Raw genomic sequence first — 12,791 nt, 5'->3', positions numbered from 1 at the left:
CCGCCCGGAGACCGAACTCAAAAAGGAAAGTGCGATGAGCCATCTGCTCGACCGGCTGAACTTCCTGCAGGCCAACGGACGGGAGACGTTCGCGAATGGATATGGCGAGGTCACGCGCGAGAATCGCGACTGGGAGGAGACCTACAGAAACCGCTGGCGCCACGACAAGATCGTGCGTTCCACGCACGGGGTGAACTGCACCGGTTCCTGCTCGTGGAAGATCTACGTCAAGTCTGGGATCGTCACCTGGGAGACCCAGCAGACCGACTATCCACGGACCCGCCCCGACTTGCCGAACCACGAACCGCGCGGTTGTTCGCGCGGTGCTTCCTACAGCTGGTACCTCTACTCGGCCAATCGCGTGAAGCATCCGCTGGTGCGCGGTCGGCTGATGAAGGTCTGGCGGGAGTTGCGCGAGACGCAGGGGCCGATCGAGGCGTGGAGCGCCATCCAGAACGATCCCGCCCTTCGCGCGTCTTATGTGCAGACTCGCGGGAAGGGCGGCTTCGTGCGGGCGACCTGGGAAGAGGCGACCGAGATCGTCGCCGCCGCCAATGCCTACACCGCCAGGACCTACGGACCCGACCGCGTCTTCGGCTTCTCGCCCATCCCGGCGATGTCGATGATCTCCTACGCAGCAGGCTCACGCTATCTCAGCCTTATCGGCGGCGTCTGCATGAGCTTCTACGACTGGTATTGCGACCTGCCGCCGGCGTCGCCGATGACGTGGGGCGAGCAGACCGACGTGCCCGAAAGCGCCGACTGGTACAACGCCGGCTACCTGCTCCTCTGGGGCTCGAACGTTCCGCAGACCCGGACACCGGACGCCCACTTCTACACCGAGGTGCGCTACAAGGGCACGAAGTCCGCCGTGATCTGCCCGGACTACTCCGAGGCGGCCAAGTTCGGCGACGTCTGGCTCAACGTGAAGCAGGGCACAGACGCCGCGCTGGCGATGGCGTTCGGCCACGTCATCCTGCGCGAGTTCCACCTCGACCGGCAGGTCGACTATTTCGAGGACTATTGCCGCCGGTATTCCGACTTCCCCATGCTGGTGAAGCTGGAGGAAAAGGACGGCCGCCTCGCCCCGGGCCGCTTCCTGCGCGCCGGCGACCTCGGCGGAAAGCCGGGTGAGACCAACAATTCCGAGTGGAAGACGGTCGCGATCGACGAGACCACCGGCGATCTCGTCGTGCCCAACGGATCCATCGGCCACCGCTGGGGCGAACAGGGCGCATGGAACCTGGAAGAGCGGGCCGGCGGCGCCGAAACGCGGCTCAGGATGTCGCTCATTCTCGACACCGATCATGACGACGTCGTCGGCGTCGACTTTCCCTATTTCGGCGCGGACGCCACCGAGGCCTTCTCGACCGGTGACAAGCGGCCGAACGTTCTGACGCGGAACGTGCCGGTGAAGGTCGTCGAGATCGACGGCAGGCGCGAATGCGTCGCGACCGTGTTCGACCTCTTCTGCGCCAACTACGGTCTCGACCGCGGGCTCGGCGGCGACTGGGTCGCTACGTCCTACGAGGAGGACATGCCCGGCACGCCGGCCTGGGCCCAGAAGATCACCGGCGTGGCGGCCGACAAGATCATCCATGTCGCGCGGGAATTCGCGCAGAACGCTGAAAAGACCCGTGGCCGGTCCATGATCATCATCGGCGCGGCGATGAACCACTGGTACCACATGGACATGAACTATCGCGGCGTCATCAACATGCTGGTGATGTGCGGCTGCGTCGGCCAGTCCGGCGGTGGCTGGGCCCACTATGTCGGCCAGGAGAAGCTGCGTCCGCAGACCGGCTGGCAGCCGCTGGCCTTCGCGCTCGACTGGGCGCGCCCGCCACGGCACATGAACTCGACCTCGGCATGGTACGCCCACACCGACCAGTGGCGCTATGAGACGCTGACCGCCGGCGAGATCCTGTCGCCCACCGCTCCCGAGGGCGACTGGGACGCCAGCCTCATCGACTACAACATCCGCGCCGAGCGGATGGGCTGGCTGCCGTCGGCCCCGCAACTCAAGACGAACCCGCTGGAGGTGGCGAGGGCGGCGAAGGCGGCCGGCCAGGACGCTGCGTCCTACGTCGCCGCGCAGCTGAAGTCCGGCGCGCTGGAGATGGCCTGCGAGGACCCGGACGATCCGGCGAACTGGCCGCGCAATCTCTTCGTCTGGCGCTCGAACCTGCTCGGCTCCTCCGGCAAGGGGCACGAATACTTCCTCAAGCACCTCCTGGGCACCGACAACGGCGTCATGGGCAAGGACCTCGGCGAGGAAGGCCGACAACTGCCCAGGGAAGCGAAGTGGCATCCGGACGGTCCGCGCGGCAAGCTCGACCTCCTCGTGACCATCGACTTCCGCATGTCGACGACCTGCGTGTACTCCGACGTCGTCCTGCCGACGGCGAGCTGGTACGAGAAGGACGACCTCAACACCTCCGACATGCACCCCTTCATCCACCCGCTGCAGGCGGCCGTGGATCCGGCCTACGAATCAAAGTCCGACTGGGAGATTTTCAAGGCCATCGCCAAAACGTTCCAGGCGGTCGTGCCGGGCTATCTCGGACAGGAAACCGACATCGTCGCCCTGCCCATCCTGCACGACACCCCGGCCGAGATCGCCCAGGATCAGGTGAAGGACTGGAAGAAGGGCGAATGCGAGCTGATCCCCGGCAGGACGGCGCCGAACTACATCGCTGTCGAACGGGACTACGGCGCGATCTACGACCGGTTCACCGCGCTCGGGCCCCTGATGGACAAGCTCGGAAACGGCGGCAAGGGCATCACCTGGAACACCGAGGACGAGGTCGCCGCGCTCAAGGCGCTCAACGGCGAGCGGCACGACGGCGCGGCGAGGGGCCGGCCTGTCATCGACACAGCCATCGACGCGGCCGAGGTGATCCTGATGCTGGCGCCCGAGACGAACGGGGAAGTCGCCGTCAAGGCATGGGAAGCGCTCGGCAAGACGACGGGACGTGCTCATGCTCACCTCGCCGAAGGTGAACACCACAACAAGATCCGCTTTCGCGACATCGCCGCGCAGCCACGCAAGATCATCTCCTCGCCCACCTGGTCGGGCATCGAGAGCGAGAAGGTCAGCTACAATGCCGGCTACACCAACGTCCACGAGCTGATCCCCTGGCGCACACTGACCGGTCGCCAGCAGCTCTATCAGGACCATCTGTGGATGCGCGCGTTCGGCGAGGGCTTCGTGTCCTACCGCCCGCCGGTGGACCTCAAGACGATCACCGATGCCGTCCACACCGACAGGGACAAGCCGCATGTGGTGCTGAACTTCATCACGCCGCACCAGAAATGGGGCATCCACTCGACCTACACCGACAACCTCCTGATGCTGACGCTGAATCGCGGCGGTCCGGTGATCTGGATCTCCGAGCACGACGCGGCCAAGGCCGGCATCGTCGATAATGACTGGGTCGAGCTCTACAACACCAACGGCGCCCTGACGGCGCGGGCGGTCGTTTCGCAGCGCATGAAGGACGGAACGACCTTCATGTACCACGCGCAGGAAAAGATCGTGAACACGCCGGGCTCCGAGAAGACCGGCAAGCGCGGCGGCATCCACAATTCGGTCACCCGCGCCGTGCTGAAGCCGACGCACATGATCGGCGGCTACGCCCACCAGTCCTACGGCTTCAACTACTACGGCACCGTGGGGTCCAATCGCGACGAGTTCGTCGTTGTCCGGAAGATGCAGAGGGTCGACTGGCTCGACCGCGAAGCCGCGCACAAGGAGGCAGCGGAATGAAGGTTCGCGCGCAAATCGGCATGGTGCTCAACCTCGACAAGTGCATCGGCTGTCACACCTGCTCGGTCACCTGCAAGAACGTTTGGACGAGCCGCGACGGCGTCGAATACGCCTGGTTCAACAACGTCGAGACCAAGCCGGGCACCGGCTATCCGACGGACTGGGAGAACCAGGAGCGCTGGAACGGCGGCTGGGTCCGGACCCGCTCGGGCAAGCTTCAGCCCAAGCAGGGTTCGAAGTGGCGCATCCTGGCAAACATCTTCGCCAACCCGTCACTGCCGGAGATCGACGACTACTACGAGCCGTTCGATTTCGACTACGACCACCTGAAGTCGGCACCCGAAATGGAGGCCGTCCCGACGGCGCGCCCCCGTTCGAAGGTCACCGGCGAGCGAATGGAGAAGATCGAGAAGGGGCCGAACTGGGAGGAAATTCTCGGCGGTGAATTCTCCAAGCGTTCGCAGGACTACAACTTCGAGGGTATCCAGAAGCAGATCTACGGGGAATACGAGAACACCTTCATGATGTATCTCCCCCGGCTGTGCGAGCACTGTCTCAATCCGGCCTGCGCGGCGTCGTGCCCCTCCGGCGCGATCTACAAGCGGGAGGAGGACGGCATCGTCCTCATCGACCAGGAGAAATGCCGCGGCTGGCGCATGTGCGTGTCCGGCTGTCCGTACAAGAAAGTCTATTATAACTGGTCGACCGGCAAGTCGGAGAAGTGCACGCTCTGCTATCCGCGGATCGAGAGCGGTAACCCAACGGTCTGCTCGGAAACCTGCGTCGGGCGCATCCGCTATATCGGCGTGATCCTCTATGACGCCGACAGGATCGAGGAAGCCGCCAGCGCCGCCGAGACGATGGACCTTTACGACGCGCAGCTCGGCGTGTTCCTCGACCCGCGCGACCCCTCGGTCATCAAGGCGGCGCGCGAGGCGGGCATCTCGCAGGACTGGATCGAGGCGGCGCAGAACAGCCCGATCTGGAAGATGGCGATGGAGTGGAAAGTCGCCTTCCCGCTGCATCCCGAATACCGGACGCTGCCGATGGTCTGGTACATCCCGCCGCTGTCACCGATCCAGAACGCCGCTGCTGCGGGTGCGATCGGCATGGACGGCGCGATGCCCGACGTCAGGAACCTGCGCATCCCGCTGCGCTACCTCGCCAACATGCTCACGGCGGGCGACGAAAAACCCATCGCCCGCGCGCTGGAGCGGATGCTGGCGATGCGCGCCTACATGCGCTCCAAGTCCGTCGAGGGGGTGATCGACGAGGCCATCGCCACCCGCGTCGGCCTCTCCGGCGCGGTGATCGAGGACATGTACAAGATCATGGCCCTCGCCGACTACGAGGATCGCTTCGTGATCCCGACGACGCATCGCGAGCAGGTCGAGGACGCCTACGATCTGCGCGGCGGCTGCGGCTTCACCGACGGCAACGGCTGTTCCTCGGGCACCTCCCGGGGATCGCTCTTCGGCGGCGGCAAGCGCCCGCTGAAAATGCCCGAAGAGGTGCGGTGATGGACCGCTCACTCAAGGCGCTGTCGCTGGTCCTCAGCTATCCGACAGCCGAACTCAAGGACGCCATGCCCGAAATCGGCGCCGTCCTCGCCTCCGACACCCGCCTGACCGCCGCAGCGCGCAGAGCGCTTCGCCCACTCGTCGAGGCGCTCGCGGGCCGCGATATCTACGAGCTTCAGGAACGGTACGTCATGCTGTTCGACCGCTCGCGCACGCTGTCGCTCAACCTGTTCGAGCATGTTCACGGCGAAAGCCGGGACAGGGGGAGTGCGATGGTCTCGCTGCTGGAGACCTACCGAGCCGGTGGTTTCGAACCGGCGACCAGCGAGCTGCCGGATCACCTGCCGGTCCTTCTTGAGTTCCTTTCGATGCGCCCTTCAGCCGAGGTTCGTGGGATCCTCACCGACGCGGCGCACATCCTGGAAGCGCTCAACACCCGCCTCGCGCGGCGTGAGTGCGACTATGCGGCCGCGTTCGCCGCGCTCGTGCAACTGGCCGGCACGTCTGGCGACCGCGCGACGGTGGCCGAACTGCTGCAGGAACCTGATGTCGCCCCGGACGACCTGGAGGCGCTCGATGCGGTCTGGGAGGAAAGCGAGGTCCGCTTCGGGCCCGATCCCAATGCCGGCTGCCCCCAGATGCGCGACGTCCTCGCTCGAATGGACGGGCCGGCCGGCCCTGCTGCCGGCGCAGCCGCCGTGCCACGGAGGTAGAGATGAATAACGTCCTGTTCGGCATCTATCCCTACATCGCCCTCGCGGTGCTGTTCATCGGCTCGGTGGCCCGCTACGAGCGCGATCCCTTCACCTGGAAGTCGTCGTCCAGCCAGCTCCTGCGCCGCCGGCAGTTGATGGTCGGCTCGGTGCTGTTTCACGCCGGGGTTCTGTTCATCTTCCTGGGGCACCTCTTCGGTCTGCTCGTGCCCCACCAGATCTACGAAGCCATCGGCGTTCATGCCGAAGCCAAGCAGCTCCTCGCCGCGATCGCCGGCGGCATCGCGGGCGTCGTCGCCATCGTCGGCGGCCTGATGCTGGCGCACCGCCGGCTGAGCGACCCGCGTATCCGCGCGACGTCGAGCTTCTGGGACATCGCGATCCTGTTGATGCTGATCACCCAGCTCGGGCTCGGGCTCATCAGCGTGCCTTATTCCATCCTCACCGCCGAGCATGGCGAGGTGCTGAAGTTCATGGCGTGGGCGCAGGGCATCTTCACCTTCCAGTGGGACGCCGCCGAGCACATCGCCGACGTGCCGCTCATCTACAAGGCGCATATCGTGCTGGGGCTGACGATCTTTCTCGTCTTCCCCTTCACCCGCCTCGTGCACATCCTGTCGGGCTTTGCGGCGCCCTTCCGCTTCCTCTTCGCGCGAAAGGGCTACCAGATCGTGCGCTCGCGCCGTCAGGCGACGCGCTATCCGGCGGAGTAGATCGATGGCCGACCTGTTTCCCGATCTGGTGGTCAACGGCGAGGTCGTCCCCCGCCGGCTCGTCGCCGCGGAGGCCCAGCACCATCCGGCGCCGAAAGGCAAGCCGGGCCGTGCCTGGCGCAACGCGGCCAACGCGGTCGCCATGCGCACCCTGCTCCTGCAGGAGGCCCGGCGGCGCGGTCTGCGCCCCGACCCGGCCGAGGTCGGGCCGGGCCGCTTCGAGACGGAGGACGAGGCCCTCATTCGTGAGGTCCTCGAAGCCGCGGTGACGACGGCGACGCCCACCGAGGCGGAGGTTCGGGCGGAGTGGCAGCGGGATCCGGGGCGGTTCCGCTCGCCGCCGCTTTGGGAGGTTTCGCACATCCTGTGCGCCTGCGACCCCCGCGACGAGGCCGCGCGCACGGCTGCTCATGCCCGCGCGGCCGATCTTGCGCAGCGCGCCGTCGCCGACCCGGGCGGCTTTCCCCGTCTTGCGGCTGCGCACAGTGATTGTGGCTCGAAGACCGCCGGCGGGGCGCTCGGACAGCTCGGGCCGGGCGACACGGTGCCCGAGTTCGAGGCCGCGCTGCGCCCGCTCGGCGAGGGCGAAATCACACCAGCGCCGGTGCTGACGCGCCATGGTTGGCACGTGATCCGGCTCGATGCCCTGGCCGAGGGGGCGATGCTTCCGTTCGAGACGGTCCGCCCGAAGATAGCCGAGGCGATGGAGAAGGCGGCCTGGGCGCGCGCGGCGAAGACGTTCGTGGCGCAGCTCGTCGCGTCGGCCGAGATCACCGGAGCCGATATCGGTTCGGCCAAGGCGGACGAGTGAGATGAAGCGGGCGCTTCACAACCTCCGTTGCGGGAGCCCGGCGCGCGACCCCACGGATCTCAGGCTGCTGGAGAACCCGCTCGATTTCATCAAGGAAGGCCACATGCGCATGCGGGCAATGTGCGAGGTCGTGGAGATGGTCGCGGCCAGCGAGATGCCCGATCCTGTGGTCGTCAGCGACCTGTTGCGGTTTCTCGACCGCGAGGTCGGCCTCCTGATCCAGGACGAGGACGATGACCTGCGCGAGCTGCTCGCCGCGCGCTGCGAGCCGGAGGACGACATCGAGACCACGCTTCGCCGCGTGGAGGCCGAACATCGCGTGCTGAAGAAGATGATCCCCGCTCTGCTCGCCACGCTGCGTGCCATGCATGAGGAGCGGCGCCGTGCAACGCCCGGCGAAGCCGAGTTGCAACGGGTATTCGCGTCGCTGTTGCGCCGGCATCTGATCGTCGAGAACGCCATCGTGCTGCCGATGGCACGGGCAAGGTTGACCGAGAACGACCTCGCGGTCCTGCGGAGCAACATGATCCGCCGGCGCGAGGAGGACCTCTAGCGGATGACGGAGTGCGTCCGTCGCGGGTGACGGGGCACTCGGAATCAGGATTTTGGCCGATGAAGATTGCGTACACGATGGCCCGAGGCAGAGGCGATACCGATCTGCTCCTGTCCCGTCTTGCCGGGACGCTCGTCGCGCGAGGCTTTCGTCCATGCGGCACGGTTCAGATCAACACCGAGCGTGACGATCGACGGCCTTGCGACATGGACATCGCCGTGCTGCCCGACGGTCCGGTCCTGCGAATCTCCCAGGACCTCGGAGACGCGTCGAGAGGCTGCCGCCTCGACCCGAACGCGCTGGAGACAGCGGTCGCGCTGGTCGAAGCCCGTCTTGACGGCGAGGCCGACGCTCTTCTCATCAACAAGTTCGGCAAGCACGAAGCGCAGGGACGCGGCTTTCGCATGGCGATCGCAAAGGCATTGGAGGCGGACCTGCCGGTCCTCGTCGGCCTCAATGCCCTCAATCTCCCCGCGTTTGAAGAATTTACCGAAGGGGTGGCCGAAGCGATCCCGCCGGACGCATCGCTGTTGCTGGACTGGCTTGTCGAAGCGATCGGCGAACGGTCCCGGGATGCGGAGAGCGGCACGATGAGCCGGACGAGAGCGACGATGGACACCGCGCTTTAGGTGTCGCCCCAGCCGCCCGGCATTACTCGCTCTTTCGTGCGGACAGCAGCATCGGACCGTAGAGCAGCGCGAATCCGGCGAATGCCATCACCCACAGTCCGGCGGACAGCGACAGGAACGGGCCCATCAGCGCCGGGATGAAACTGGCGAGGACGCGCAGAAGCGCAGCCGCCGCGACCGCCAGGTAGAGAGCCACCGTCGAGGGCGGCGCGGTCAGCGCCTGACCTGTGTGGCCACGACTGGCGCGGGTCATGACGGCGAGGATCATCAGCCCGATGGCGCCGATCGTCCAGGCATGTACGGCGCCATGAGCGATATGGGGCTGGGCGGACAGGGAGCCGACCCCGGCGATCACGAAACCGGCCGCAATGAAGAGATAGCCGGCGTGCAGGACCGCAAGCAGCGGCTCGCGCAACGTGGCGAACGGCCGCCAGCGCGCCTGACGCGCGACCTGAAGCGCAGCGGCGAGGAGCAGCAGGACCCCGCTCCACCGGCCATCGACGGCTGGCTCGACCACCCAGGCGGTCACGCCCGCAGCGCCGAAAAGCAGCGCCAGTTTGTCGAACCGACCGAAAGGAGAGGGAAGCCGCGTCGCCCCCTGCTTCTTAAGCCAATTCGTGGTGAAGCTCGGCGTGATCCGTCCGCCGATCAGCATGACCAGCATCAGCGCCGCTCCGATGGCGATCCGCTGGCCGAACACGGGATAAGTGTGGGTCACGATCTCCAAAGCGAAGACGGCTTCGCCCGTGGCGAAGATGCCGAGGAACAGGACGACCACGAGATTGCGCATGTTGCCGGCGGCGACGATCTCGCGCACCGCGAGCACGATCATTGCCAGCGGAAACAGGAGCGCGATGCCAAGGGCGGGAGCGAGCCCGATGATAGCGGACACCGCCACGGCCAGCCGGCCAGTGACCCACAAGACGAAGAGGCCGACGAGCGGCCAGCCCGCAACCGGTAGCCGCCCGGTCCAGTTCGGGATCGCGGTCAGAAGGAAGCCCGCGATCACGGCAGCGATCATACCGAAAAGGAGCTCGTGGACGTGCCACGCAACCGGCGGCAACGCCGATGGGAGGATGAAAACGCCTTTGAACCAGGGCACCCAAAGCGCGACCATCAGCGCGCCCCAGAACGCGCCGCCCATGAAGAACGGCCGGAACCCGTAGGAGAAAAGCGCCGGCCCAGTCCAGGCGCGGCTTGCACTTGTCGTGGCCATGGTCAGTCCAGTGGCAGGAACCGAAGGGGCGTGCCGATCGATGCGACCTCAGCAGGAAGAACGATGCGCTCGCCCGCGTGCGAGGCGTGCGACGCGTGCCGACGATAGCGGCGAGGTCCCTATCGTGCAGTCGCTGTGCGCGCGTTCGGCCCGTCGCCAGCACGCGACATCGTGGGCATGGCGGCGATCCAGACAGAGTGAATCGAAACAGTTCGGAGCCAGCTTCGTGGCGAGGCACGAGGGCGACGGATGGTGGCTTTGAAACCGGCCGGCCACGTTCATGCGGTTCCTTTCTCGACGTTCCGCACCGAACGACGTTGCGCGAGCAGTGTCGCGGCTTCGTCGGCAATCCGGTTCAGACGGACCGCGGCGGGCACCACCTCACCGATTCGTCCGGCGCCCTGCCCGGCGTAGAGCGCCATCTCTTCGAGGTTGCCCGTTGTCGTGCGCAAGGGCGAATCCGTGCTGAAGCGCAGTCTCGGAACGCCTTCGTCCCAGGCGATAGGCTCGCACGGCAGGGCATCGGGATCGTGGCCGAGCAGGTGCTCGCCGAGTGCGTCGGTCACGCTATTGCGCAAGACGCGCACCGCTGCGCCACGGGGCCAGTTCAAGACGAACGCGTCGGTGAGGAGCGTATCCGACCCATCGGATTTCACGATTCTCATCTTGTGATAATCGTGTGCAAAGGCCTCGACGGTCGCGAGGAACGCCGTGCCGCACTGCACGCCGGCCGCGCCCAGGTCGAGCGCGTCGGCGAGGCCCTCACCGTCTGCGATGCCGCCGGAAATGACAACGGGCAGCCGCGTTTCCGCCAGAACTCGGGCGGCGAGCGCGAAAGCGGCCGTCCGACCATGCACATGGCCGCCGGCCTCCAGCCCCTGCGCGATCAGCACATCGGCTCCCTCCGCCACGGCTGCCCGTGCGGCCTCGATCGTTCCGACCTGATGGATGAGCCGACATCCGGCTGACTTGACCCTCCCGACCGCTTCCGGGACGACGTCCCAGAAGAAGGAGAAGGCGCGGACGCCGAGATCGAGACAGCGCTCGATCTGTGCATCGAGCAAGTCGGGGTCGGTGGCCGCCGGGATCAGGTTCACGGCGAACGCGCAATCCGTTGCCGCACGGAGGGCTTTGATTTCGGTCTCGATCAGATCGGGCGCTTCCCGCACCATGCCGAGCGTGGGAAAGCCGCCCCCCTTTGCCACGGCCGCCGCGAGCTCCGCGCGAGCCACGCCACCCATGCCCGCCAGCAATATCGGCAGATCGCACTCGAGCAAGTCGCATAGCGGCGTGTGCAGGACGGATCGGTCCGGGTTCATGAAACCCCCGTTTTCGTCTGATCGCTCAAATACTCCCGCAGGACGACGGCCTGATTGTGCTCGCGGTCCTTGGCGGCGAACAGCAGCGTCACCGGCCCCTTGCGGCACCACTCGAGGCAGCGCGATACGCCACCGGGGTTGCTGCCGAGTTCGGCGAGATAGCGCTCGCGGAACTCTGTCCACTTCTTCGGGTCGTGGTCGAACCATTGGCGCAGCGTCTTCGACGGCGCCACGTCGCGGATCCACTCATCGTGGTCAAGCTCGGCCTTCTTCACCCCGCGCGGCCATTCGCGATCCACGAGAAGGCGGGCTCCGGTCGTGTCCTTCGGGGCGTCGTAGACCCGCGCGATGTCGATGGTTTTCGCGCAAGCCATGTGCGCAGCCTCCCTATGTCGGCTCGGGTGATTTCAGCAAGTGCGCAGGACGCACCGGCACGTATTCCGGCGACGATCCGGATCGCCTCCATGATCTGCTCCCTGGCCGCAGCGCCTCTCTTCGCGGCTTTTCTCTTGCCGGGTGAACCGATCGGAGAAGCGGATGCGCCTATGCATCGCGACCATCTTTTGAGAGCGGAGGGACGGAGGGCGCGGCGTCGGTGTGAGCCTTGTTGAGCTCCACAGCGATGAGAAGTGACCGCGCGATGCGTTCGGCACGCTCGACGAGATGATGCGCGCCAGCCGACGTGCAGACTTCGCGCGCGGTCTCGCGAAACAGGTCGAGCCAGCGATTGAAGTGTGATGCGTCCACGGGGAGGGGCGTATGCGCAGGCACGGGTTGGCCGTGATAGCGGCCGGTCATGAGCGCCACCGACGACCAGAAATGCACCATCCGCTCCAGGTGCCGGTCCCAGTCAGCGACACGCGCGTCGAAGATCGGACCAAGAAGCGGATCGGTGTGTACCTTGCCGTAGAACCGTTCGACGAGTTCGCGCAGGACGCCCTCGTCAAGCGCTGTCTGCTCCATGATGGTGGCTGTCATCTGCGGCCGCGCCGAGCTGATTTGCGGCTTCACCTCGTGCCCGATCATGTCCACTCCCGAACGTAAGCTTGCAATGAAACTAGAACTTCGAATAGGTATTGTAAATACCGATTAGCGGGAGCCGGCGACAGATGCGCCTCACATCCTTCACCGACTACGGGCTGCGCATGCTCATGCGCATGGCGAGTGATCCCGATCGGGCCTTCTCCACGGCCGAACTGGCGAACGAGTTTCGGATCTCGCGCAATCATCTCGCGAAGATCATGCAGCGTCTCGCGCGGGGCGGTTTGATCGAGACCCGCCGCGGCGGGGGTGGTGGTGCGTCGCTCGCGGTCCCGGCGGGAGAGATCCGCCTCGGCGCGATCGTCCGGCTCCTGGAAGAGGGTCAGCCGCTGGTCGAATGCTTCGCCCCCAACGGCGGGAACGAATGCACGATCGAAGGCCAGTGCCGGCTGAAGGTCCGTCTCCGGCGTGCCGAGGCGGCATTCATCGCAGACCTAGACCGCTCGACGCTCGCCGACATCGCGCTACCCCGGCGCGTCCCGGCCTGAACCAGCGGAAGGAGGACGA

Annotated in this window: 12 protein-coding genes; 8 read left to right on the top strand and 4 right to left on the bottom strand. The window is 66.2% G+C overall.

From position 1 onward, the window contains the following. Nucleotides 1-34 precede the first annotated feature (34 nt). The 7 genes from DBV35_RS28370 to DBV35_RS28340 are packed head-to-tail and all read left to right on the top strand — an operon-like array spanning nucleotide 35 to nucleotide 8,708. Nucleotides 35-3,769, top strand: coding sequence for a nitrate reductase subunit alpha (locus DBV35_RS28370; RefSeq protein ID WP_108663791.1), 3,735 nt, complete (start codon nucleotides 35-37; stop codon nucleotides 3,767-3,769). Next, nucleotides 3,766-5,289, top strand: coding sequence for a nitrate reductase subunit beta (gene narH, locus DBV35_RS28365; protein ID WP_108663790.1), 1,524 nt, complete (start codon nucleotides 3,766-3,768; stop codon nucleotides 5,287-5,289). The genes DBV35_RS28370 and narH overlap by 4 nt, the downstream gene beginning before the upstream one ends. Beyond that, nucleotides 5,289-6,002: a nitrate reductase molybdenum cofactor assembly chaperone gene (gene narJ / locus DBV35_RS28360; protein ID WP_108663789.1), complete on the top strand. Its 714-nt coding sequence runs from the start codon at nucleotides 5,289-5,291 to the stop codon at nucleotides 6,000-6,002. Before narH ends, narJ begins: the two co-directional genes overlap by 1 nt. A gap of 2 nt (nucleotides 6,003-6,004) precedes the next feature. Beyond that, a complete protein-coding gene (narI, locus tag DBV35_RS28355) occupies nucleotides 6,005-6,715 on the top strand; it encodes a respiratory nitrate reductase subunit gamma (protein ID WP_108663788.1) in 711 nt (236 codons plus the stop codon). Nucleotides 6,716-6,719: 4 nt separating this feature from the next. Continuing rightward, entirely contained in the window at nucleotides 6,720-7,526 is an 807-nt protein-coding gene (locus DBV35_RS28350; protein WP_108663787.1) for a peptidylprolyl isomerase, read from the top strand. 1 nt (nucleotide 7,527) lies between these two features. Next, nucleotides 7,528-8,079: a hemerythrin domain-containing protein gene (locus tag DBV35_RS28345; protein WP_108663786.1), complete on the top strand. Its 552-nt coding sequence runs from the start codon at nucleotides 7,528-7,530 to the stop codon at nucleotides 8,077-8,079. A gap of 59 nt (nucleotides 8,080-8,138) precedes the next feature. Then, nucleotides 8,139-8,708 (top strand): DUF2478 domain-containing protein, encoded by a 570-nt coding sequence (locus tag DBV35_RS28340; RefSeq protein WP_108663785.1) that lies wholly within the window; start codon nucleotides 8,139-8,141, stop codon nucleotides 8,706-8,708. A 22-nt stretch (nucleotides 8,709-8,730) separates the two neighbouring features. Here DBV35_RS28340 and DBV35_RS28335 read toward each other — a convergent pair whose 3' ends face one another. The 4 genes from DBV35_RS28335 to DBV35_RS28320 form a co-directional block, all read right to left on the bottom strand. After that, nucleotides 8,731-9,924, bottom strand: coding sequence for an NnrS family protein (locus tag DBV35_RS28335; protein WP_108663784.1), 1,194 nt, complete (start codon nucleotides 9,922-9,924; stop codon nucleotides 8,731-8,733). Between the two features lie 278 nt (nucleotides 9,925-10,202). Then, nucleotides 10,203-11,243 (bottom strand): NAD(P)H-dependent flavin oxidoreductase, encoded by a 1,041-nt coding sequence (locus DBV35_RS28330; protein ID WP_108663783.1) that lies wholly within the window; start codon nucleotides 11,241-11,243, stop codon nucleotides 10,203-10,205. After that, nucleotides 11,240-11,617 (bottom strand): DUF488 domain-containing protein, encoded by a 378-nt coding sequence (locus DBV35_RS28325; protein ID WP_108663782.1) that lies wholly within the window; start codon nucleotides 11,615-11,617, stop codon nucleotides 11,240-11,242. Before DBV35_RS28325 ends, DBV35_RS28330 begins: the two co-directional genes overlap by 4 nt. 169 nt (nucleotides 11,618-11,786) lie before the next feature. After that, a complete protein-coding gene (locus DBV35_RS28320; RefSeq protein ID WP_205648923.1) occupies nucleotides 11,787-12,269 on the bottom strand; it encodes a group III truncated hemoglobin in 483 nt (160 codons plus the stop codon). 83 nt (nucleotides 12,270-12,352) lie between these two features. Here DBV35_RS28320 and DBV35_RS28315 point away from each other — a divergent pair, with 83 nt between their 5' ends. Next, entirely contained in the window at nucleotides 12,353-12,772 is a 420-nt protein-coding gene (locus DBV35_RS28315) for an RrF2 family transcriptional regulator (protein WP_108663781.1), read from the top strand. Nucleotides 12,773-12,791: the final 19 nt, after the last annotated feature.

The sequence above is a fragment of the Acuticoccus kandeliae genome (assembly GCF_003073115.1).
This window is presented reverse-complemented; position numbering and strand designations above follow the sequence as displayed.